A 22,817-nucleotide genomic window follows, 5' to 3' on the forward strand; every position below is an offset into this window, starting at 1 on the left:
GGCTCACCCGTCCAGTTCGGTGGCCACGCTCCGCAGCGACCCCGCGTGGTTCAGGTCGGTCTCGGTGAGCACCGTGGCCGCATCGGTGGCCGCGCCACCCATGCTGGTCAGCACCGCCGACAGCTGCCCGATCGAGGCGACGTGCCCCGCGTGCGCGGCGGTGTACGCGGCCATGAAATCGCCGCCGATCAGCCCCATGATCGGGCCGAGCAGCGCTGGTTCCGCCGCGACCGCGCTCGCCCCGGCCGTGGCCATCTCCCCGGCCATCACATGGGCGGTCGCGCCATAGGCTGCGATGCCCTCGGTGTCCGCCGACATCTTCCGCATCAGAGCTTCCCCCATCTGTTGTTCCCAGGCAGAGTACGTCATTCACTTGCTTCGACGCGCTCTCTTCCCGTTCGGTTCCCACCGATGCGAAAAAACTTTCGGGTGGAGCTTCGGCGGCGGGCCCACCGGTCACTTTATCGTTCCCTCATGCGTACTCACACCGTGGACCATCCGCTCGCCGCCGCCCTGTTGACCACGATGCGAGACGAGCGAACCGAGAATTCCGTCTTCCGCGCGGCGCTGCGCGACCTCACCAGGATCCTCATCTACGAGGCCTTGCGCGCGGCGCCGGTCCAGCGCTTCGAGATCACCACGCCGGTCGCGGTCACCGAGGGCGCGCGCCTGGCGCGACCGCCGCTGCTGGTGCCGGTGCTGCGGGCGGGCCTCGGCATGGTCGACGTGGCCGCCGAGTTGATCCCCGACGCCAGGATCGGCTTCGTCGGCATCGCCCGCGACGAGGAAAGCCACCAGCCGGTCCCGTACATGGAATCGCTGCCCGCCGACCTGGCTGGACTCCCGGTCTATGTGCTCGACCCGATGCTGGCCACCGGTGGCTCGATGCGCCACACCCTCGAACTCCTGGTCGCCCGCGGCGCCACCGACATCACTGCGGTCTGTGTCGTTGCGGCACCGGAAGGTGTTGCGGCATTGGCTGATTCGGGCCATCCAGTGAACCTCGTTACCGCCGCCGTCGACGCGGGCCTGAACGAGCACGCCTACATCGTCCCCGGCCTCGGCGACGCGGGCGACCGCCAGTTCGGTCCGCGCTAGCGGGACCGGCGCTCGTTGGAGCTGTTCATCCGTCCTTCGACCGGGTGAACAGCTCCAGGTGCGAGCAGTCCTCGCATCGATAGGCGTCGACCAGCCAGTGGCTGCGTCCGGTGCGTTTCGCGCCCCAGAAGCCGATTTCCAACGGGCCCTCGACCCAGCGGGCATGGCCGCGTGAACTGTCGCCGGAATCCTCGATGTAGCCGGGCAACAAGCCCTCGCTGCCGCAGTGAGTACAGTGCATCGCCGTCATCATCTGATGATGCCTGGCTGTTCAGAGCCCCTGGCAGTATTCGCGCAATGCGGAAAGGTGTTGTCCCGCAGTTGTCCTGGCGGCGGCGAGATCGGCGTGGGCCGGGACCGGCGTGCACACCTCGAGATAGCACTTGAGTTTCGGCTCGGTGCCGGACGGGCGGACCACGATGCGCGACTGAGCGCCTTCGAAAACGAGTGCGTCGGTACGCATCCGACCGCGCACCTGGAGCAGGTCGGAGTATTTGACCGGCTCGCCCGCGATTTCGTCCGGCGGGTTCGCGCGCAGCCGGGCCACCACGGCCGCGGCGGCCGCCGCCGAATCCAGCCGCAGCGACACCTGATCGGTGCTGTGCAGGCCGAATTCGACCGCGTAATCGTCGAGTTGGTCGGTCAGGGTGCGGCCCGCCGACTTCAGGCGGGCGACCAGATCGGCGGTCAGCACGGCGGCCGAGATGCCGTCCTTGTCCCGGACCGTGGCCGGATCGACGCAGTGGCCGATCGCCTCCTCATAGGCATAGACCAGGCCCTCGCCCGCGCGGGCCAGCCATTTGAAGCCGGTGAGGGTTTCCGCGTAGCGGGCGCCGCGGGCCGGTGCCAGCTTGGACAGCAGTCGCGACGACACGATGGTGGTGGCCACCAGCGCGTCCTGCGGCGCGGTGCGCAGCACGCAGTCGCCGAGCAGCACGCCGGTCTCGTCGCCGCGCAGCATTCGCCAGGTGTTGTCCGGCAACGGGATTCCCACCGCGCAGCGATCGGCGTCGGGGTCGACCGCGATCGCCACGTCCGCGCCGATCCCGGCGGCGAGGGCGAGCAGCAGATCGGTCGCGCCGGGCTCTTCCGGGTTCGGGAACGCGACGGTGGGGAAGTCGGGATCGGGCGCGAACTGCTCCTCGACCACGTGCACGTCGGTGAATCCCGCCGCGGCGAGCGCCTGCACGACCAGGTCGCCGCCGACGCCGTGCAGCGGCGTCATCGCGATCCGGATCGCGGCCCGCGCGCCCTCGCCGCCGATCAGCGAGGGCAGCGACGACACCCGATTCAGATACCGCCGCACGATGTCGTCGTCCACCGGTTCGACCGGAGTACGGGCGACAGGTTCGGTGACCGCGTCGATGCACCGCTCGATCTCGGTGTCGGCCGGGGCCAGCAGCTGCGAGCCGCCGTCGAGGTAGACCTTGTAGCCGTTGTCGGCGGCCGGATTGTGCGAGGCGGTGATCTGCACGCCCGCGACCGCGCCGAGCTCGCGGACCGCGTAGGCGACGATCGGGGTGGGCAGTGGCCTCGGCAGCAACGTCACCGGAAAGCCCGCCGCGGCAAAGATTTCCGCCGTCGCGGTGGCGAATTCGGCGGACCCGTGCCGCGCGTCGCGGCCGACGATCACCGCGCCGCCACCGAGACAGCGCCCCCGCAGCCACTCGACGATGCCTGCGGTGGCCCTGGTCACCGTCGTCACGTTCATGCCGTCTGGACCGTCTCGCAGCGGTCCACGTAGACCAGCGGTGCCGAAGCGCAGCATCTACACCCGTTCCAGCACGCCGCGCAGCAGCTTGCCCAAGCGCGGCGCGGCGGCGTGGCCTTCGGCCAGCACCTCGGTGTGCGAGAGATGCCCGCCAGTGACGCCCGCGGCGAGGTTGGTGACCAGTGAGATGCCGAGCACCCGTGCGCCGAGCGCGCGGCAGGCGATGGCCTCCAGCACCGTCGACATGCCGACCAGGTCGGCGCCCATGGTGCGCAGCATCCGGATCTCGGCGGGGGTCTCGTACTGCGGCCCGGTCAGGCCCGCGTACACGCCCTCGGTCAGGCTGGGGTCGATTTCCTGTGCCATGGCACGCAATTCGGGGTCCCAGGCATCGACGAGGTCGACGAAGGTGGCGCCGGTCAGCGGGGTGCGGCCGGTGAGGTTGAGGTGATCGTTGATCAGCACCGGCTCGCCGACGCGCAGCCCTTCGCGGATGCCGCCAGCGGCGTTGGTGAGCAGCACGATCTCGACGCCGGCCGCGATGGCCGCGCTGACCGGGTGCACCACATCGCCGGGTTGGTAGCCCTCGTACAGGTGCTGGCGGCCCATCAGCAGCAGCGTCGGCGTGTCGCCGACGGTGACCGAGTGGACCATGCCGCCGTGCCCCTGCGCGCTCGGCCTGCCGAACCCGGGCAGCTCCGGCATCGGCACCGACGCGACCGGCGTGCCGATCTCCGCGGCCGCCTCCTGCCAGCCAGAGCCGAGCACCACCGCAACCCGGTGACGCGGCACTCCAGTACGTTCGGCGATCGCCTCGGCGGCCTGTTCGGCAAGCATATGGATCACTGTATTGGATTGCCGCGCTTGCGGCGCCGGGTGTGGGCGGCCGCCGTCCTCGCGTGGCGCAGCGGTGGAGATTCGCGGATCTGGCCATCGAGTGCGACGCAGACGGCGCTCGAGTGACGCGCGTAGGGGTTGCGAGAAGGACGCGTGGCGGTCGCATGCCAGGTAGGCGCCACGGCCCAAGAATGCTACCCACGAGTAGGGGAGTCGCCGCGCGCCGGATATTCTGCACCCATGCCGTATCTGGAACGTGATGGGGATGTGTTCGTCGTCTACCTCGGGAACGAGGGACAGACGGACAGCGAGAACCGCTTCCACCCCGACTGGATCGACGAGTTCCACGGTGTGCTCGACAAGGTCGAGGACTCCGAGGGCTCGGCCGCGCTGGTCACCGTGGCCAGCGGCAAGTTCTACAGCAACGGCCTCGACACCGACTGGCTGTTCGGCAACCTGAACAAGTCACACGGTTACCTGGACCGCGTGCACTCGCTCTACACCCGGTTGCTGCAGTTCCCGATGCCGACGGTGGCCGCGATCAACGGCCACGCCTTCGGCGCGGGCGCCATGCTGGCCACCTCGCACGACTTCCGGGTGATGCGGGCCGATCGCGGCTTCTACTGCCTGCCCGAGGTGCACCTCGGCATGCCGTTCACCGTCGGGATGAACGCCCTGCTCACCGAGCGGTTGTCCAACCAGGTCTGCGTGCAGGCGATGACCACCGGCCACCGCTACCCGGCCGACGAGGCGATCGCCGCGGGCATCGTCGACGGCAAGGCCGACGCGGAGTCGTTGCTGGCGACCGCGGTGGCCAAGGCCGCGGCATTGGCGAGCAACCGCAAGCCGAATCTGCCGGTGATCAAGCGCGCGCTGCACGCCAACGCGCTGGCGGGGCTGGCCGTGCCGACGACCCCGGAGAACCTCGCTTTCGCCACGGCCTAGTCGGACGGCCGTTCGGTCGGATCGACGCTCCTGATTGCGTGTTCGACGTCCTGAACTGCGCGAATGTCGCAAGAACGCCGCGCGGCGCGGTCCGCTGGGCGGATATGCGATGCGCTCGGTTTGCCGACGAGTGCAACACTGTGTTCCATGCCACCACCGCGCAGCGGGCACCAGGAATCGCGCAGCGACTATGCCGTCGCGCGTGCCGATGCCGTGCAGCAGTCGGACGCGGCGATCAAGGCCGCGGTCGATGAGCTGATAGATCTTTCGCACTCGATCCACGCCGAGCCGGAGCTCGCGTTCGAGGAGACCAGGAGCGTCGCCAAGATCATCGGCCCGCTCGCCGAGCGCGGCTTCGAGGTCACCACCGGCGTTGCCGAATTGCCGACCGCGTTTCGAGCCAGCTTCGGCAGCGGCCCGCTCACCGTCGGCATCTGCGCGGAGTACGACGCGCTGCCCGGGATGGGACACGCCTGCGGGCACAACATCATTGCCGCCTCGGCCGTCGGCACCGCGCTCGGCCTCGCCGAGGTCGCCGACGCGCTCGGGCTCACCGTGCTCGTGCTCGGCACGCCCGCCGAGGAAAGCGGCGGGGGCAAGGTGCTGATGCTGGAGCACGGCGTGTTCGACGACGTGGCGATGGCGATGATGGTGCACCCCGGCCCGTCGGACATCGCCGGCGCGCACTCGCTGGCGATGGCCGATCTCGCCATCGTGTTCCACGGCCGCGAGGCACACGCCAGCGCCGCGCCGGAACTGGGGCGAAACGCGGGAGACGCGGTCACCGTCGCCCAGGTAGCTCTTGGGTTGCTGAGGCAGCATATCCAGCCCGGCCAGCAACTTCACGGTATAGTCGGCGATGGTGGCGTAGCCCCGAACATCGTCCCCGGACGTGCGGAACTGCTGTATTACCTACGCGCAGTCGACTCCGCATCTCTCGACAATCTGATGCGACGAGCGTCGGCGTGTTTCGAGGCGGGGGCCCTTGCGACCGGCTGCACCCACGAAATCCGGACTGTCGCGCCGACATATACCGAGCTGACACCCGATCCGGCGTTACTGTTTGCCTACCGCGAGCAGATAACCGGTTTGGGACGAGTGCCGATCGCACCCGAGCTCGAGGCACAGCGGCCGCTCGGAAGCACGGACATGGGCAACGTCACCAACGTCATTCCGGGCATCCACCCGGTCATCGGCATTGATGCCGGTGGCGCGGTGACGCACCAGCCCGGCTTCGCCGCGGCGAGCGTCAACGCCTCGGCGGATCGTGCGGTTGTCGATGGTGCGCTCGCACTCGCGCGTACCGCGATCGCCGCTGCCAGCGATGAAGTACACAGGGACAGGTTGTTGCAACGGCTCGTTCAACGACAGGAGGAAATTCGGTGAGCACTACCGGCCGTTCGGCTGAGCGGGCGACGGGGACCGACACGGGGGCATGCGCCCTGGCAGAAGACCCGGCGGACATCGTATTGCCGAACACCGTAGGAACAGGTTTGGGATCAGTAGAGGGCTGGCTGGCCGAGCACGCGTTGGACCTCGTGCAGTGGCGCAGGCACATCCACGCCAACCCGGAACTTTCCCGCACCGAGTTCGCCACCACCGAATTCATCTCCTCCTGGCTGATCAAGGCGGGTCTCACGCCGCAGCCGCTGCCCGGTGGCACCGGCTTGATCTGCGACATCGGGCCCGAGGGTCCGCGCATCGGCCTGCGTGCCGACATGGACGCGCTCCCGCTGCAGGAGTTCACCGGTCTGAGCTTCGCCTCCACCGTGCCCGGCGTCTCGCACGCCTGCGGGCACGACGCACACACCACGATTTTGCTCGGCACCGCGCTCGCGCTGGCCGAAGTGCCCGAGCTGCCGGTCGGCGTGCGGCTGGTGTTCCAGCCCGCCGAAGAGGTCATGCCGGGCGGCGCGATCGACGTGGTCGCCACCGGTGCGATGGAGGGTGTGCAGCGGATCTTCGCGCTGCACTGCGATCCGCGACTGGAGGTGGGCCGGGTCGGCATCCGGGTCGGCGCGATCACCTCGGCCGCCGACACCGTCGAACTGGTGCTGGATTCGCCGGGCGGGCACACCTCGCGTCCGCATCTCACCAGCGATCTGGTCTACGCCATCGGCACCGTGATCACCGGCCTGCCCGGCCTGCTCAGCCGTCGCATCGACCCGCGGACCAGCACGGTGATGGTGTGGGGTGCGGTCAGTGCGGGCAAGGCGCCCAACGCGATTCCGCAGACCGGCATGCTCACCGGCACCGTCCGCACCGGCGATCACGCGACCTGGTCGCTGCTGGAGCCTATGGTGCGCGAGATCGTCGACGGCCTGCTCGCCCCCACCGGCGTGCGCTACCAGCTGAATTACCGTCGCGGCGTGCCGCCGGTGGTCAACGACGAACAGTCCACCAGGATGTACGAGGACGCGATCCGCAGGATCGGTCCGGACGCGCTGGCCGACACCATGCAATCCGGTGGCGGCGAAGACTTCTCGTGGTATTTGGAAGAGGTGCCCGGCGCGATGGCGCGTCTCGGCGTCTGGTCCGGGCACGGCGAGCAGCTCGATCTGCATCAGCCGACCTTCGACCTCGACGAGCGGGCGCTCGCGGTGGGTGTGCGGGTGCTGACCAATATCGTGCTGAACGCTTAGCGCGCGAATGCGCTAGGCCGCGTAGTGATTTCGAGCTGAACGGCGACGTGGTCGACCCCTCGGGCCGGCCACGTCGTTTCGTTTGTCAGCCGAAGTTTCCGGGGCCGACGTTGCGGCTGTTGCGAGTTCGCAGGGAATGCACGTAATCCTCAGGAGCACCGGCCTTTTCGGCCGCGTCCGCGATCACCCCGATGTAACGGGCCGAGGGCAGGCCACCCTCGTACGCGTCCAGCACGTAGAGCCAGGACAGCGTCGGATCGGCACCGCTCTCACTGCGCGTCACGCGCAGCCGGATCTTCTTGTGGATGCCGAAGTCCGAACCCTCCCAGCGGTCCAGCCGCTGTTCGTCTTCCGGCGACACGTCGTAGAGCACGACGAAAACGCGGGAGCCCGGCTCCTCGACCACCGTCGCCAGCGGCCCTTCCCAGCCGATGTCGTCACCGGCGAAGGTGAGCCGCCAGCCCTCCAACCAGCCCGTTCCGGACATGGGCGAGTGCGGACAGCGCTCGAGCATCTGGGTTGAGTCCATGTTGGACCCATAGGCGGCGTAGATCGGCACCACAGAAGGGTAGCCAATAACATCCGGGGATCGACTCTATCCCGGCCAGATGCGGCATTCCTGTGGCGCGTTCCGGGCGCGGCGACGCGTGTAGACCCGCATCGTGTAGCGATTCCGTGGGGGGTGGTGGCCGGGCGACGGGTGGGCCTGCCTCGCCCGATAACGTTGACAGGTACCGGAGATCCCGGTGCGCAACCAGAAGCGGAGGTATCAATGACCCGCATAGCGATCATCGGTGGCGGACCGGCCGGCTACGAGGCGGCGCTGGTGGCAGCCCAGCACGGTGCGTCGGTGACGCTGATCGATAGCGACGGCATCGGCGGGGCTTGTGTCCTCTGGGACTGTGTTCCCTCCAAAACATTCATCGCCTCCACCGGCGTGCGCACCGACCTGCGCCGCGCCCGCGATCTCGGCATCACCCTCGATCCGAACCAGGCGACCGTGCAACTGTCCGAGGTGAACGGCCGCGTCAAGGCGTTGGCGCTGGCCCAGTCCTCCGATATCAGGTCCAAGCTGCAGACCGTCGGCGTGCAGGTGCTCGCCGGTCGCGCGGAGCTGATCGACCCGGCTACCGGGCTCGCCGCGCATAAGATCCTGGCCAAGCTGGCGGACGGCACCGAGGAGGTCATCGAGGCCGAGGTTGTGTTGATCGCCACTGGGGCGAGCCCGCGCGTGTTGCCGGGTGCCGAGCCCGACGGTGAGCGCATCCTGAACTGGCGTCAGCTCTACGACTTGGCAGAATTGCCGGAGACCCTGGTGGTCGTCGGTTCCGGTGTCACGGGTGCGGAATTCGTCTCCGCCTACACCGAAATGGGTGTGCGGGTGCGGCTGGTCTCCAGTCGCGATCGGGTGCTGCCCGGCGAGGACGCGGACGCGGCCCTGGTGCTGGAGGACGCGCTCGCCGAACGCGGTGTCGAGCTGGTTAAGCACGCGCGCGCCGACGCGGTGGAGCGCACCGCCGAGGGTGTGGTCGTCAAGCTGTCCGACGGCCGGACCGTCGCCGGGTCGCACGCGCTGATGACCGTCGGCTCCACGCCCAACACCGATGGGCTCGGACTGGAGCGGGTCGGCATCGAACTCGACCGCGGCGGTTACCTGCGCGTCGACCGGGTTTCGCGCACCTCGGTGCCCGGCATCTACGCGGCGGGCGACTGCACCGGCCTGCTGCCGCTGGCCTCGGTGGCCGCCATGCAGGGACGCATCGCGATGTACCACGCGCTCGGCGAGGGCGTCAGCCCGATCCGGTTGAAGACGGTGGCGTCCGCGGTGTTCACCCGCCCGGAGATCGCGACGGTCGGCGTGAGCCAGACCTCGATCGATAACGGCGAGACGCCGGCCCGCACGGTGATGCTGCCGCTGAACACCAACCCGCGAGCCAAGATGCTCGGCCTGCGCAGGGGTTTCGTGAAGATTTTCTGTCGTCCCGCCACCGGCGTTGTCATCGGCGGTGTGGTGGTGGCGCCGATCGCGTCGGAGCTGATCCTGCCGATCGCCCTTGCGGTGCAGAACAACCTGACCGTCAACGATCTGGCGCAGACCTTCTCGGTCTACCCGTCGCTGACCGGGTCGGTGACCGAAGCGGCACGCCAGTTGATGCGGCACGACGACCTGGATTGATGCGTCCGCCGAGGTGATCCGGTGCCCCGGATTCACGCGTCCGTCGCGGCGGCGGGGCGACCCGGGTTGAATGGTCTTGCGGTTCAGCGGCGTTCGTGCAGCCTGAAGTTTTGATTCACATTGCTCATCAGGCCTACATATGGTTCACTTCCCGCAGAGATGCGATCGGCGGGCGGTCGCGTGGTTCGGTGTTCGGGGGGATGGATCTTTTTCCCAGTCGAAACGTCGAATGACCTTCGCGTCGTTCGACGACCGGGCGTCTCGTCAGAGACAACTGAGTGTGACTGATCTCCAGGTCACACCCGGGAAAGGGAAACGAAAAGTGAAACATCGTAAGCCGAGTCGGGCGCAGCGAGCGATGGCGAGCACCTCGTTGCCACTGGCCGCCGCGGCTGCCGTGGCCACTCTCTTGGCAGCGCCGGCGGGGGCCGCTCCTACCGATCCGAGCATTCCACCCACCACCGCGCCGCCGAGCCCAGCTCCGGTGCAGCCGGCGCCTAACGAGGCAGCGCCGAGTCCGGAAACCGCCAAGCCGGATCCGACCAAGCCGGCGGATCCGCAGACGCCGACCCAGCCGGGTGTCACCACGCCGGGTCAGCCCGGCGTCAACACACCGGACCCGGTCATGCCGAATCCGAACAAGGATCCGAAGCTGGCTCAGCCGACGCAGCCGGGTGTCACCACCCCGCGCGTCGCGCCGCTGCCGGTGCCGGGTCAGTCGGATCAGCCGCAGCCTGCGGTCGTGCCGAATACGCCGCCGGGGGACCAGAAGCCGGCCCAGCCGGGCACCACCACCCCGCAGCAGCCGGGTACACCTGGCACGCAGACCACGCCGAAGACCCCGGGTGACGAGAACGCTCAGGCGCAGCAGCCGGAGACGCTGGTCCAGCCGCAGCAACAGCCGCGCTGGCAGTCCCCGCAGCTGCAGGCGGCGCCGCCCGCCCCGGTCGTCGAGATGACCGGTCCGCACCAGGAGATCGGTGCGAACGTCGATGGCGGCTCGCTGCTGCCGGGTTACGTGGCCAACACGCACCACTTCAACAACGAGTCGGGTTACGTCGGCACCGTCGGGTACCGCACCCCGGCCGGTGCCGGTGAGGCCGGTGTGTCGGTCGAGTACGTCGACACCAACACCGTCAAGGTCACCACCTACACCGGTGGTGTCGGCCTTGCCGACAACAAGACGATCTCCGTCTTCGACACCACTCAGGCCAACCTGGCCAAGGCGGCCGTCGAGGACTGGATCAAGGAGCAGCCGGGCGGTGCCGCGGCGCTCGAAGCGGCCGCACAGGTTAAACTTCCGCTGCAGCCGGGCGATCTCGCTCCGCAAACGGCCGATGTGGGTGGTGTCACCACCCAATGGGGTGGTTCACTCCAGTACTGAGACTGACTGGGGCTGATTCGACGGGTGGGGCGGTCGTTCGCGACCGCCCCACACGCGTGTCTTGGGGAAAGGATTGGGTGTGACCTCCGAGGGTGATCCGAGGGAGAAGGAATCCGACGACCAGTCCGCGTCGGATTTCGGCCCCCCGGTGGGTGAATTCGGCCCGCCTGTCTCAGAATTCGGACCTCCCGTCTCGGAGTTCGGTCCGCCGGTTTCGGAGTTCGGCCCGCCGACGGGGGATACCGGTCCGCACTGGCAGGTGACGGAGCAGACGGGCGACCATCCCGAGCTGGTCTGGCGTCCCGCTGCCGAACTGGGGACGACACCGCCGCCGCCCCCGCAGTACCGCGCACCCGACTCGACGTCCTTCCCCGAGCCGCGGCCGGTACCGCCCGTTCCGCCTCGGGTGCCGCCCGCCGATCGGGAGCAGGCGGCCGACCCGGACCAGGATTCGTGGTGGAACCGCCCGACGGATACCGGCAGCGTGCCGAAGCCGCCGCCGCTGACCTCGCCGGGACTGTCCTGGGCCGACGATCCGATCGCGAAGATGTTGGCGCCGACCACGCCGGTCGCCCCGCCGCCCCCGCCCAAGCGGGCCGGCTCGCACACCGGGCGCAACGCGCTGGCGGGCATCCTGGCGGTCGTCATCCTGGTCGGGCTGACGGTGACCGTCATCATGGTGTCCAAGGGCAATGGCAGCGATAACCCGACCCCGCCCGCCGCGAGCACCGGTGCTGGAGTGAATTGCCCCACCAGCATCAGCAAGGACGGCAAGGTGACCAACGGTAATGGCAACGGCGACACCAACAGTGGGCCCGGTGCCATCCTTGCTTTCCAATACGCCTTCTACGTGCAGCGCAGTGGTGCGAACGCCCGGAAATTCGTCGCCGACGACACGGTGAATGTGTCTCCTGCCGACGTCATCCAGAAGGGCATCGATGAGCAAGTCCCCAAAGGCACCACGCACTGTTTGAAGATTTCGGAGGTGACCGCCGGGACGTACGCGGTCGACCTGCGGGAACTCCGGCCGAACGGGACCGAACAGCTCTACCCGCAGACCATCACCACGGTGGTGCGGGACGGCAAGAACCTGCTGTACTCGATCGACAAGCGGGGCGAATAATCTCAAATGGTGAGAAACTAGTTTCATATCTTGGTCACGATATGGGACAGTGAGGTCTCGCGTACCTTGGCGTCCGTTCGGAGGTTCTCATGTCGCCGACCATCCCACCGCTCGCGGCCAAGCTCGGCGGCCTGCAGAGCTCGGCGATTCGTGACCTGCTGAAGCTCACCACACGCGCCGAGATCATCGGCCTGGCCGGCGGCTTGCCCGACGCGGAACTGATGCCGCGCGAGCGGATCGCCGCCGCGGCGGACGCGGCCCTGAGTAGCGCGGGTTGCTTGCAGTACACCGAGTCGCCCGGCTGGCGGCCGCTGCGCGCGGTGCTCACCGAACGCGAATCGGCCCGGCTCGGCCGAGCGGTGGACATCGACGAGGTCTTCGTGACGCACGGCTCGCAGCAGGCGCTTTCGCTGCTTGCCGAGGTGTTGCTCGACCCAGGCGCGCTGGTCATCGTCGAGGATCCCGCGTATGTCGGTGCGCTGCAGGTCTTTCGGGCCGCCGGTGCGCGGATCGTCGCGGTGCCGCTTGATGCCGAGGGCATGCGCACCGACGTGCTCGCGGAACTGCTGGCGCGCGGCGAACGCCCGGCCGTGGTCCACACGGTGAGCAACTTCCACAACCCCGGCGGCGTGACGATGAGCCCGCAACGCCGCGCCCAACTCGCCGAACTCGCTGACGCACACGGCTTCTGGGTGATCGAGGACGATCCGTACGGCGAGCTGTGGTTCGACAATCCGGCCCCCGCGTCGGTGGCAATCTACTCCCGCAACGTGATTCGACTGTCGAGCGCCTCGAAGATCCTGGCGCCCTCGCTGCGCGTCGGCTGGATGGTCGCACCGGACGCGGTGTGCCGCGCGGTGGAACTGCTGAAACAGGGTGCGGACCTTTGTGGTTCGGCATTGACCCACCAGATCGCCGCCGACCTGCTCGCCGACGAGGCCTGGCTGACCGCGCACGTCGACAACGTCCGCACGGCCTACGGCACCCGCGCCAAGTCCCTGGTGCACGCGGTGCGCACCCGTTTCGGCGATCGCGTGCGGTGTACCGACGCGACCGGCGGCATGTTCGTCTGGGCCGACTTCACCGACGGCACCGACACGCAGGCGCTGCTACCGCGTGCCCTGGACGCGGGCGTCGCCTACGTGCCCGGCGCGGCCTTCGCCGTCGACGGCGGCTACCGCAACTCGATGCGCATGTGCTTCACGACTTCTGACGCCGCGACCCTGACCGAGGCCGTGGATCGCTTGGCCCGCGCGGCCGGATAGCAAGTGCTGACACGTTTGACGAGGGCCTCGCCTTGCCCGGCCACCGTTGTGTGTCAGTCGGCCCAGTTGTAGGTGCGCTCGACGGCCTTGTTCCACGCCGTCAGATGTTCGTCGCGGTCCTCGGCGGACATCGTTGGCTCCCAGGTCTTGTCGGCGGCCCAGTTCTCCCGGATGTCGTCGGTGCCGGACCAGTAGTCGACCGCGAGGCCCGCGGCGTATGCGGCGCCCAGTGCGGTCGTTTCGTTGACGACCGGGCGCACCACGGGGACATCGAGGATGTCGGATTGGAACTGCATGAGCAGGTCGTTGCTGACCATGCCGCCGTCCACCTTCAGGGTGGTCAGCTCCAGGTCGAGGTGCTCGGATTCGGCGTCGGCGCGCATCGCGTCGACCACCTCGCGGGTCTGAAAAGCGGTGGACTCCAGCACCGCTCGCGCCAGATGAGCCTTGTTCACGTACCGGGTGAGCCCGGCGATCACGCCGCGCGCGTCCGGCCGCCAGCGCGGCGCGAACAGGCCGGAGAAGGCGGGCACGATGTAGGCACCGCCGTTGTCCTCGACACTGCGGGCCAGCGGCTCGATCTCATCCGCCGAGGAGATGATGCCCAGATTGTCCCGGAACCATTGCACCAGTGAGCCGGTCACCGCGATGGAGCCCTCCAGCGCGTACACGGCTGGCTCGTCGCCGAGCTGATAGCAGACGGTGGTGAGCAGCCCGTGCTTGCTGACCACGGGCGTGGTGCCCGTGTTGAGCAGCATGAAATTGCCGGTGCCGTAGGTATTTTTGGCCTCGCCGGGAGACAAGCAGGCCTGGCCGAAGGTGGCCGCCTGCTGGTCGCCGAGGATGCCCGCGACCGGAATCCCCTGCAGCGGACCGGAGGTGATCTCCGCGTACACCTCGGAGGAGCTACGGATTTCGGGCAGCAGCGACTCCGGCACGCCGAACTCCGCGCAGATCTCCGAATCCCACTGCCGGGTATTCAGATCCATCAGCATGGTGCGCGACGCGTTGGTCACGTCGGTGATGTGCTCGCCGGTCAAGTTCCACAGCACCCAGCTGTCCATGGTGCCGAAACACAGCTCGCCCGCCTCGGCGCGTTTGCGCGCACCGTCGACGTTGTCCAGGATCCAGCGCAGCTTCGGCCCGGCGAAGTAGGTGGACAGCGGCAGCCCGGTGCGCTCCTGGTAGCGGGTCGGCCCGATGTCGCCGCCGAGTTCAGTGGTCAGCCGGTCGGTGCGGGTGTCCTGCCAGACGATGGCGTGGTGAATCGGCTTGCCGCTGGCCCGATCCCACACCACCGTCGTCTCGCGCTGGTTGGTGACGCCGACCGCCGCGATGTCGTCGCTGCTGAGCTTGTTCTGCTTCAGCACCTCGCCCAGCACGAAATCGGTGTTTTTCCAGATGGTTTCGGCGTCGTGCTCGACCCAGCCCCGTCGTGGAAAGATTTGTTCGTGTTCCCGCTGGGCCACGCCGACGACGCGCCCCTGCCGATCGAAGATGATGCAGCGACTCGAAGTCGTGCCCTGGTCGATGGCGGCCACATAGCGACGCATTCGTGCAGGTTACTAAACACAGCGCCCGCTGTGTCCGATTGCGCCCCTCGCGGGTCCCTCCGTGGTTACGCAAGCTGCCTCCTCCGGGCCCGTCGCTCAGGCCGCGTGTCCGATTGCGCCCCTCGCGGGTCATGGTGGCGATCACGTCGCCGTCCGCGTGCCGCTGGATTAGTGTCGGTAGCAGTTACCGACGAGTAGCGCGGGAACGACACGAGCGATGTCGTGGTCGAAGAGATCCGAGGCCACTGGCATAGCCTGTACCAAGAGCAGCTCGAACGAATGCCCGAGAAAGACCACTACGTCGTCGACACGCGGCTGGAGGAGTCGAGCATGACCAAGAAACCGGAATCCCAGTTCCTCGGTCCGGAGCAGCGCAGGGCGGCTTGGGAGCGGTTCGGCAAGGACCACTTCGATGTGGTCGTCATCGGCGGCGGTGTCGTCGGCTCGGGCATCGCCCTGGACGCGGCCACCCGAGGGCTGAAGGTCGCGCTGGTCGAGGCGCGTGACCTCGCCTCCGGCACGTCGAGCCGGTCGTCGAAGATGTTCCACGGCGGCCTGCGCTATCTGGAGCAGTTGGAGTTCGGCCTGGTTCGCGAGGCGCTGAAGGAGCGTGAGCTCGCGATGTCCGCGCTGGCGCCGCATCTGGTGAAGCCGCTGCGCTTCCTCTACCCGCTCACCCATCGCGCGTGGGAGCGCCCGTATGTCGCGGCGGGACTGATGCTCTACGACACCATGGGTGGCGCCAAATCTGTTCCCGGCCAACGGCATTTGTCTCGGATGGGCGCGCTGCGGCTGGCCCCCGGCCTGAAGCGCAGCGCGCTGATCGGCGGCATCAGCTATTACGACACGGTGGTCGACGACGCCCGCCACACCATGACCGTCGCCCGCACCGCCGCGCACTACGGCGCGGTGATCCGCACCTCCACCCAGGTGGTCGGCTTCCTGCGCGAGGCGGACCGGGTGGTCGGCGTGCAGGTGCGCGACAGCGAGGACGGCCGCACCGCCGACATCCGCGCGCACGTGGTGATCAACTCGACCGGCGTGTGGACCGACGAGGTGCAGGCGCTGGCCCATCAGCGCGGCCGCTTCCACGTGCGCGCCTCGAAGGGCGTGCACATCGTGGTGCCGCGCGATCGCATCGTCAGCGACGCCGCGATCATCCTGCGCACCCCGACCTCGGTGCTGTTCGTCATCCCGTGGGGCACCCACTGGATCATCGGCACCACCGACACCGACTGGAACCTCGACCTCGCCCACCCCGCGGCGACCAAGGCCGACATCGACTACCTGCTGGACCGGGTCAACGACGTGCTGGTCACCCCACTCACCCACGACGACATCGACGGCGTCTACGCGGGCCTGCGGCCGCTGCTGGCGGGGGAGAGCGACGAGACGTCCAAGCTGTCCCGCGAACATGCCGTTGCCCGGGTCGCCCCCGGCCTGGTCAGCATCGCGGGCGGCAAGTACACCACCTATCGAGTGATGGCCTATGACGCCGTCGACGAAGCGGCACAGGATATTCCGGCCAGGGTGTCGCCGTCGATCACCGAGAAGGTGCCGCTGCTCGGCGCCGACGGCTACTTCGCGCTGGTCAACCAGACCGTGCAGCTGGCCGAGGCGTACAGCGTGCACCCGTACCGGATCAAGCACCTGCTGGACCGATACGGCGCGCTGATCGACGAGGTGATGGCCATGGCGGACGGCAAACCCGAACTGCTGCAACCCATTACCGAGGCGCCGTCGTATCTGCAGGTGGAGGCCGTGTACGCGGCCGCGGCCGAGGGTGCGCTGCACCTGGACGACATCCTGGCCCGCCGCACCCGCATCTCCATCGAGTACCCAGACCGCGGCGCCGACTGCGCCGAGCAGGTTGCTCAGCTCGTCGCGCCGATCCTCGGCTGGGACGCCGCCGAAATCGAGCGTGAGGTAACGACTTACCGTGCGCGGGTGGCGGCGGAGATCCGTTCACAGACCCAACCCGACGACGACTCCGCCGACGCCCTGCGCATCGCGGCCCCCGAGCCTCGCCCCGAGATTCTGGAGCCGGTTCCGGCCGACGGCGTGGTGAACAAGGAAGTGCGGCAGGCGAACCGGTAGCCCCGGACTCAGGAAAGCCCGAGCGTGGGCGGCGGTAGCGCGATAGTGGCGATGGTGCCGCCGCCCGGTGCGGGCTCCATCGTCGCGGTGCCGCCGTGTAATTCGGCGATCCACGCCACCAAGGCCAGCCCGATGCCGCTGCCGCGCCCGCCGGTGATGCCGCGCTGGAACGGATTGCTCGACAGCTGTGGGTGCAACCCCGCGCCGTGATCGCGCACGCTGACGCGCCCGTCCGCGACGTGGACCTCTACCGGCGCGCCCGGGTTGATCGCGCCGTGCGTGATCGCGTTCTCGATCAGATTGCGCACCGCGAGTCCGAGCAGGTTCGGATCGCCGACGACCACCGTAGGACTGCTCTGCACAACGACATTCGCTTTGAATTCCTCGACTACCGACTCGGTGAGCTGATCGAGCAGCAACTGCACCTGCTCCATCGTCGTCACGCCCGACTGCATCCTGGCCCGTGCGAGCAGACCCGCGACGATCCGCTCCATCCGGGTGCCAAGCGCGCCCGCCTCGGCCAGCGCGCGCTCCACCTCGTGCGGATCGCGCCGACGCGGCGCGGTGACCAGCCCCAAAGTGGTGAGCGGCGTGCGCAATTCGTGCGCGGCGTCGCCGAGGAAGCGTTCCTGCTCCTCGACGAGCACCAGCGCATGGCGCATGCTCCGGCCCGAAAGGGCATGTGCCGCAAGGGCGGAGAGCGCGACCAGGGTAAGCCCGCCGACCACGAGCACCCACAGCAGCAGCGCCCGATCGCGATCCAGCAGTCCCGGATTCGTGCCCGCGACGACGACCGCCTGGGTATTCGTGTCCTCCCAGAAGATCGGCGTTGCCGCCAGCCGCACCGGACGGCCCGCGCTGTCGTACCCGTCCTGAAAGACGGTGCCCTCCGCGCGCACCGCATCGTCGGCCAGTGCCTCCGCGCCGGTGTTGGGCGGCAGCCAGGAACGTAAGTGCCCGTAGATCTCTCGCCAGTGCCCGTTGTCGTCGTTGGTGAGGATCACGACCGCGGTCTCGCCGTTGGCCAGGTCGTCCCGCTCGAGCAGGCCGAGATCGATAGCCTGGTCGTCCGGGTTGAAGTCGATACTGCGCCACAGTCCGGTCACCACGCGGTCCAGGGTGTTGTCGACAGCATTGTGCCGCGAGCGCGCGTCGATGGTCGCCGCGAGGATGCCGAGGATGATCAGGCAGGTCGCGGTGATCACGGTGATGAGCGCGGTCAACAGCCAGCGGGTGCGGCGCAGCCTGGCCACGGCGGGACGGGCGCTCGACGTGGAAATCAGCGTGCGGATGGGGCACTTCCGATCATGAAGCCGGTGCCGCGCACGGTCTCGATCACCTGCGGCGGCCCGAGCTTGCGGCGCAGCTGGGCGATCACCGCGTCGACCACATTCGAGGCGGGCTCGGCCATCTCGTCCCAGCAGCACTCGATGAGTTCGCTGCGCGACACCACGCTGCCCGCGCGGGTGGCGAGCAGTTCGAGCACGGCGAATTCCTTCGGGGTCAGCGAGCGCAGGATGCCCGCGCGCTGGACGCGACGGCGCGGCAGGTCGATGTCGATATCGCCGAGCACGAGGCGGGCGGGCGCGGGATGTTCGCGACGGCGGCTCAGCGCGCGCACCCTGGCGGCGAGTTCGGGCAGCGCGAACGGTTTGACGAGGTAGTCGTCGGCGCCGTGCTCGAAACCGGCGATGCGGTCGGCCAGGCCGTCGCGCGCGGTGAGCATCAGCACCGGCACCCGCTGGCCCGCGGCGCGGTGCGCGGCGACCAGGTGCAGGCCGTCGCCGTCGGGCAGGCCGCGGTCGACGACGAGGACGTCGTAGGTGTTGACGGCGATCTTCAGGTCCGCGTCGGCGAGGTGGCGGGCGAGGTCGACGGCAAAGCCTGCCGAGCGCAGCCCGGCGGCGACTTCGTTGCCCAGATATTCGTCGTCCTCGACCACCAGCACACGCACGAAATCAGAGAATAGGTCATTTCGGACCGGAACCCGATCCGTCACCCCCGACCGAAGCCGGAGATGACGGATGGGGCCGACCGGATGGCGGTCCGGCTCGGCCGGGATGGCGGTCCGGGATCAGTTGCTGGAGTAGTACAGGTCCCAGTCGCCGGTCGGGGTCTGCTGGCACTCCCACCACGTCCAGTCCGGATGCGCGGGAGCGTTCGAGCCGTCCGCTCGGCAGGCTGCTTCGGTGCCATAGGTGCCGACATAGATTGTCTCCGCGTTGGCCACCGCCGACCCTCCGGCGACGAGGCCTGCCGAGAGCGCGACGGCCGCGAGCAGGGTGCTGATCTTCATGTGTTTTCCTCTCTCCCCGGCGCGAGATCCGCGCCTGGAGAACAGAAAACCAAGCTGTCCGTGAGATTTTCGTGATGCTGGGCGACGCGGCAGGTCAGCGCGGCGCTTCCAGGCGCATGGCCCAGCCGACCAGCGAGCGGATATAGCGCAGCACCAGCTCGTCCGGGTGTCGCGCCGGATCGGTGAGGTGCAGCCTGGCCAGTTCTTCCAACGCGGCGAGCAGGATTCGCTCGGTCGGACCGTCCGGGTCGACGGTGACGCCCGCATAGCGGGAGAGGTGTCGTGCGCCGATCGCCCGCGCGTAGGCCCGGCCGTATTCGAGCCGGTCACGCAGGCCCGGCGGGCCGCCGTCCGGCGGGCTGAGGATGATCTGCCAACTGGTCGGCGCGGCATGCAGGTAGGCGAGGATGCCGCGACCGACCTGATCCACGTCGACGGTGTCGGACCAGTCGACGCTGCCCACCCCGGCCAGCGCGATCGCCGACTCGCGGTCGAGCAGCGCGGTCATCAGGCCGGACAGGTCGGTGAACTGTTGATACACCAGGGCGCGAGCGACCTGGGATTCGCGCGCCACCCGGTCGATGCTGACCGCGCCGAAGCCGTCGGCGGCCACGATGTCGCGCGCGACGTCCAGCAGTTGAGCCCGCCGGTCCACCGCCGACATCCGGCGCTTGGGCGTCGGCTGGTCGGTCGCGGGTTCGGTGGTCAGTGGCTTGTCCGTCAGGGGTTGGGCGACGTACTCGGACGTGGCGCGATCCGTGCTCACCGCACCGACGGTAGCGCAAGCAGCAGATCGACCGCCCTGGCCGCGCTCTGTACTGCGCTTTCCATGGTCGCCGACCAGTCGGTGGCGGTCCAGTCGCCCGCGAGTACCAGCGTCGGCACGGAGGTGCGCTGCGCGGGTCGCAGCGCGTGCGTGCCGACCACCTGCGAGAACGTCGCCTTCGGCATCCGAACCACGTGCCCCTGAATCACCTTGGCGGCCTTGGCGGCGGGGTAGTAGCGGTGCAGCAGCGCCAGCTGTTCGGCGACGATCTCCTCGTTGGTCTTGTGGATCTGTGCGTAGGCGCCGCTGGTGGTCAGGCAGTACAGCCAGGCCCGGTCGGTCTTGCGGCCGGTCATCCGCTGGCGGTCGAAGACCTCGTCGATCACGCCGGTGCCGCCGATCAGCGCCTCGAATTCGGTCGTGGTACCCAGCGGGCGGTCCAGATAGAGGTTGGTGCTGACGATCGGGGTGTAACCCAATTTGTCTGCGGCCGCATAGATTTCGGCATGCTCGGGCAGGTCGTCGAGCAGGCCGTTGACGTTGGAGTTCGGCACCGCGCACACCACCGCGTCCGCGGGGACGGTGGTGCCGTCGGCCAGCGCCACCCCGGTGACCCGGCCGTCGAAGATGTTGATCCGGCGGGCCACCGCACGATGCTGAACCTTGACCCCGTGTCGCGCAAAGACTTTCAGCGCGCCGGTGACGTAAAGGGTATCCAGGTCGGTGGTGGGATAGCCGATGGTGGCTGGACGACGGTGTTTGATGCCGAGGCGGATGCCGGTGGCCATGACATCGGCGAGGACCTTCGCCGACTCTTGCTGCACCGGCTCGGCGGCGACCCCTAGAGCCAGCCAATCCCATAGTGCCTCACGGGCTTTCGCGGGCATGCCGACGCGGTTGAACCATTGCTCGGTGGTCAGGTCGGGCAGATCGGTGGGCTGGTGCAGGCACTGCCAGCCGAGCCGGAGGGTGGCGACGGCGGCGCGGACCCGTTCGAGCGGATTGGCGTCGGGATGCGCGCCGGTCAGGGTGCGCAGCGCGCCGAGGCCCTTCGTGCTCATGGTGACGCTGCGGCCGTCGGGCCAGCGCAGCGTGGCATGGTGCGGGAAGGCGACGTACTGCCGGGTGCCGACGCTGGTGAGATACCGGAACAGGTGCTCGTAGCCGCTGGCGATCACGTGCTGGCCGTTGTCCGGGAGGTCGTCGACCACGTCGACTTTCATGGCGTGCGTGCGGCCGCCGAGTCGGCCACGGCGCTCCAGCAGGGTGACCTTCTTGCCCGCCTCGGCCAGCCAGACCGCGGCCGCGAGCCCGGCCAGTCCGCCGCCGATGACCACGTATTGCCGTGGATCGTTCATGCCGCACTCCTCATCAACTTACATGTTGTAAGTTAAGTGGGAGGGGTCACTTCGTCAAGGGCGCGGCGATACCGAGGAGATCGGCGGGTGCGGTGCCCCCGGCGTCTCGGCGTTCGAATTCGGATGGAGCAGTAGGTAACTGAAGAGCACGGTGGCCATGGTGGCCAGCGCGGCGAAGAAGAGGCGGCTGGCGATCGCGAGGAGCGGTCGTCTGCCCGATCTCGGTACCGTCGTCATGGCCTGCTCCTGTGCTGTGTCGTGACTGCCACGGATGTAGTCGTGCCGAGCGCGCCGATCATTAGCAACTGAGTGGCAAATTACAGTGGTGGGCGGGTAATAGCCGGTGGGCACGCCGAGCGGTTGGTTCGGTTGCACAATTGATTCGGTGCGGCGAACCAATGGGCTTGGTCCACTGCCGGACTTTCTGCGATCAGACTTGTGCGGTGAGTAACCGCGCGCGGTGCACCGCCGGGAAGCGTTCTGATATGTCGGGAACAGGCGAAATGCCGTGTCCGCGCGGACCGATACCCTGCCCGGCCCGAGCTCGCGCCGGCGTGGTCTGGGGCTCGCTCAGGTTGCCGGGGGAGTGGCGAGCAGCGGGCAGAATGCGGTGCCGCGCGCACGCCTTGTGTGGCCGCGTACGAAATAGCCGGCTTCTACGTACGCACCGTTACATCGGCTGCGCGGTGACGGCGCTGCGCCGGTGCGTGGCGTGATTGCGGGCTCAGGTGCCGGGGATCGGCTGGCAGTGTGGGCAGAAGTAGATACCGCGTTCGCGGTAGGCGATCCGGTCCGAAGCGGGGGCGGACTCGCCGAGTAGCTGCGACGCGATGGGTGTACCGCAGCGCTGGCAGGAGCGGCGGGTGCGGCCGTATATCAGTTCGCGCCGTGGTGGTTTGCGCACGGCCTCGGTCATGATTCGCTGCGCCTCGTTCACCAGTGCCAGCAGATCGGGCACCTGACCGACCGGGGTGGCCGGGTGGACGCGGCGCAGGAAGCAGATCTCGCTCCGGTAGACATTGCCGATACCGGCGAGATTTCGCTGGTCGAGCAGCGCGACGCCGATCGGCTGCTCCGGATATCGTTCCAGTCGGCGAACCGCCTCGGTCACATCCCAATCCGGCCCGAGTAGGTCAGGTCCGAGATGATCGATGACCGTGTGCTCGTCGGCGACGCGCAGCACTTCCACCTTGCCGAGTGAGAATCCCACGGCTTCGATCGCGTCCGTGCGCAGCACCAGCCGGGCGGTGACCCGCGGCTTGGTCCAGCGTTGGCCGCAGTGGAAGACCCGCCAGCTGCCCTCCATCTTGAGGTGCGTGTGGATGCTGACCGTTGGCGTCCGAATGAACAGGTGCTTACCGTAGCTGCCGACGCTTTCCACGACTTGATCCCGCAGATCGACGGTCGCGTACCGCGGCACCCGGAAGTCGCTGCCGGTCAACGTCTTACCCGCTAGCGCCGCGCGCAGTCGCGCCGCCGTCAGGTAGACGGTGTCACCCTCGGGCATGCCGCATCCCGAGGTTCGCTGAACGAGGCCCTTCACTCACCGGTTGTCCCGGTGATACC

Annotated in this window: 22 protein-coding genes; 9 read left to right on the plus strand and 13 right to left on the minus strand. The window is 68.4% G+C overall.

The genetic code is table 11. The annotated features are described in order from the left end of the window. Positions 1–3: 3 nt before the first annotated feature. Positions 4–327 carry a DUF2563 family protein gene (locus ACIBCN_RS34075; RefSeq protein WP_396995811.1) on the minus strand — a complete coding sequence of 108 codons (324 nt, stop codon included), beginning with the start codon at positions 325–327 and terminating at the stop codon, positions 4–6. A 147-nt stretch (positions 328–474) separates the two neighbouring features. Between ACIBCN_RS34075 and upp the strand changes: the two genes are divergently transcribed. Further along, on the plus strand, positions 475–1,098 hold the full coding sequence (upp, locus tag ACIBCN_RS34080; protein ID WP_396995812.1) for a uracil phosphoribosyltransferase: 624 nt from the start codon (positions 475–477) through the stop codon (positions 1,096–1,098). A gap of 25 nt (positions 1,099–1,123) precedes the next feature. On the opposite strand, the gene ACIBCN_RS34085 is transcribed toward upp, so the two are convergent. From ACIBCN_RS34085 to ACIBCN_RS34095, 3 genes are read right to left on the minus strand one after another with little or no spacing between them, the layout of a single operon-like run. Continuing rightward, complete coding sequence (locus tag ACIBCN_RS34085; RefSeq protein ID WP_396995813.1) at positions 1,124–1,339, minus strand: hypothetical protein; 216 nt, start codon at positions 1,337–1,339, stop codon at positions 1,124–1,126. A gap of 30 nt (positions 1,340–1,369) precedes the next feature. Then, positions 1,370–2,866: a phospho-sugar mutase gene (locus tag ACIBCN_RS34090; RefSeq protein WP_396995814.1), complete on the minus strand. Its 1,497-nt coding sequence runs from the start codon at positions 2,864–2,866 to the stop codon at positions 1,370–1,372. Continuing rightward, on the minus strand, positions 2,867–3,646 hold the full coding sequence (locus tag ACIBCN_RS34095; RefSeq protein ID WP_396995815.1) for a purine-nucleoside phosphorylase: 780 nt from the start codon (positions 3,644–3,646) through the stop codon (positions 2,867–2,869). 240 nt (positions 3,647–3,886) lie between these two features. Between ACIBCN_RS34095 and ACIBCN_RS34100 the strand changes: the two genes are divergently transcribed. From ACIBCN_RS34100 to ACIBCN_RS34110, 3 genes are all read left to right on the plus strand, one after another. Further along, on the plus strand, positions 3,887–4,591 hold the full coding sequence (locus ACIBCN_RS34100) for an enoyl-CoA hydratase-related protein (RefSeq protein WP_396995816.1): 705 nt from the start codon (positions 3,887–3,889) through the stop codon (positions 4,589–4,591). Between the two features lie 147 nt (positions 4,592–4,738). After that, positions 4,739–5,977: a M20 family metallopeptidase gene (locus ACIBCN_RS34105; RefSeq protein ID WP_396995817.1), complete on the plus strand. Its 1,239-nt coding sequence runs from the start codon at positions 4,739–4,741 to the stop codon at positions 5,975–5,977. Between the two features lie 107 nt (positions 5,978–6,084). Then, positions 6,085–7,233 carry a M20 family metallopeptidase gene (locus tag ACIBCN_RS34110; RefSeq protein WP_396995818.1) on the plus strand — a complete coding sequence of 383 codons (1,149 nt, stop codon included), beginning with the start codon at positions 6,085–6,087 and terminating at the stop codon, positions 7,231–7,233. 85 nt (positions 7,234–7,318) lie between these two features. On the opposite strand, the gene ACIBCN_RS34115 is transcribed toward ACIBCN_RS34110, so the two are convergent. After that, positions 7,319–7,792 (minus strand): gamma-glutamylcyclotransferase, encoded by a 474-nt coding sequence (locus ACIBCN_RS34115; RefSeq protein ID WP_150404309.1) that lies wholly within the window; start codon positions 7,790–7,792, stop codon positions 7,319–7,321. Positions 7,793–8,005: 213 nt separating this feature from the next. On the opposite strand from ACIBCN_RS34115, the gene ACIBCN_RS34120 reads away from it, so the two are divergent. The 4 genes from ACIBCN_RS34120 to ACIBCN_RS34135 all read left to right on the plus strand — a co-directional run bounded on the left by ACIBCN_RS34120 (position 8,006) and on the right by ACIBCN_RS34135 (position 13,181). Next, positions 8,006–9,409: an NAD(P)H-quinone dehydrogenase gene (locus ACIBCN_RS34120; RefSeq protein WP_396995819.1), complete on the plus strand. Its 1,404-nt coding sequence runs from the start codon at positions 8,006–8,008 to the stop codon at positions 9,407–9,409. Positions 9,410–9,731: 322 nt separating this feature from the next. Further along, positions 9,732–10,793, plus strand: a complete 1,062-nt coding sequence (locus ACIBCN_RS34125) for a hypothetical protein (protein ID WP_396995820.1) — start codon at positions 9,732–9,734, stop codon at positions 10,791–10,793. Between the two features lie 79 nt (positions 10,794–10,872). Continuing rightward, on the plus strand, positions 10,873–11,916 hold the full coding sequence (locus tag ACIBCN_RS34130) for a hypothetical protein (protein ID WP_396995821.1): 1,044 nt from the start codon (positions 10,873–10,875) through the stop codon (positions 11,914–11,916). Between the two features lie 89 nt (positions 11,917–12,005). After that, positions 12,006–13,181 carry a PLP-dependent aminotransferase family protein gene (locus ACIBCN_RS34135; RefSeq protein ID WP_396995822.1) on the plus strand — a complete coding sequence of 392 codons (1,176 nt, stop codon included), beginning with the start codon at positions 12,006–12,008 and terminating at the stop codon, positions 13,179–13,181. Positions 13,182–13,234: 53 nt separating this feature from the next. Here ACIBCN_RS34135 and glpK read toward each other — a convergent pair whose 3' ends face one another. After that, on the minus strand, positions 13,235–14,734 hold the full coding sequence (gene glpK, locus ACIBCN_RS34140; RefSeq protein ID WP_396995823.1) for a glycerol kinase GlpK: 1,500 nt from the start codon (positions 14,732–14,734) through the stop codon (positions 13,235–13,237). Positions 14,735–15,064: 330 nt separating this feature from the next. Here glpK and glpD point away from each other — a divergent pair, with 330 nt between their 5' ends. Beyond that, positions 15,065–16,831, plus strand: coding sequence for a glycerol-3-phosphate dehydrogenase (gene glpD, locus ACIBCN_RS34145; protein WP_396995981.1), 1,767 nt, complete (start codon positions 15,065–15,067; stop codon positions 16,829–16,831). A gap of 8 nt (positions 16,832–16,839) precedes the next feature. Here glpD and ACIBCN_RS34150 read toward each other — a convergent pair whose 3' ends face one another. The 7 genes from ACIBCN_RS34150 to ACIBCN_RS34180 all read right to left on the minus strand — a co-directional run bounded on the left by ACIBCN_RS34150 (position 16,840) and on the right by ACIBCN_RS34180 (position 22,758). Then, entirely contained in the window at positions 16,840–18,084 is a 1,245-nt protein-coding gene (locus ACIBCN_RS34150) for a sensor histidine kinase (protein WP_396995824.1), read from the minus strand. A 26-nt stretch (positions 18,085–18,110) separates the two neighbouring features. Continuing rightward, positions 18,111–18,785, minus strand: a complete 675-nt coding sequence (locus tag ACIBCN_RS34155; protein ID WP_396995825.1) for a winged helix-turn-helix domain-containing protein — start codon at positions 18,783–18,785, stop codon at positions 18,111–18,113. Between the two features lie 120 nt (positions 18,786–18,905). Beyond that, positions 18,906–19,127, minus strand: a complete 222-nt coding sequence (locus tag ACIBCN_RS34160) for a hypothetical protein (protein ID WP_396995826.1) — start codon at positions 19,125–19,127, stop codon at positions 18,906–18,908. Between the two features lie 94 nt (positions 19,128–19,221). Then, positions 19,222–19,791, minus strand: coding sequence for a TetR/AcrR family transcriptional regulator (locus tag ACIBCN_RS34165; protein ID WP_396995982.1), 570 nt, complete (start codon positions 19,789–19,791; stop codon positions 19,222–19,224). Between the two features lie 98 nt (positions 19,792–19,889). Beyond that, on the minus strand, positions 19,890–21,251 hold the full coding sequence (gene hpnE / locus ACIBCN_RS34170; protein ID WP_396995827.1) for a hydroxysqualene dehydroxylase HpnE: 1,362 nt from the start codon (positions 21,249–21,251) through the stop codon (positions 19,890–19,892). Positions 21,252–21,305: 54 nt separating this feature from the next. After that, complete coding sequence (locus ACIBCN_RS34175) at positions 21,306–21,488, minus strand: hypothetical protein (RefSeq protein ID WP_396995828.1); 183 nt, start codon at positions 21,486–21,488, stop codon at positions 21,306–21,308. 487 nt (positions 21,489–21,975) lie between these two features. After that, complete coding sequence (locus tag ACIBCN_RS34180) at positions 21,976–22,758, minus strand: DNA-formamidopyrimidine glycosylase family protein (RefSeq protein ID WP_396995829.1); 783 nt, start codon at positions 22,756–22,758, stop codon at positions 21,976–21,978. Positions 22,759–22,817: the final 59 nt, after the last annotated feature.

The organism is Nocardia sp. NPDC051052 (assembly GCF_044456045.1).
In the GTDB taxonomy this organism is placed as follows: domain Bacteria; phylum Actinomycetota; class Actinomycetes; order Mycobacteriales; family Mycobacteriaceae; genus Nocardia.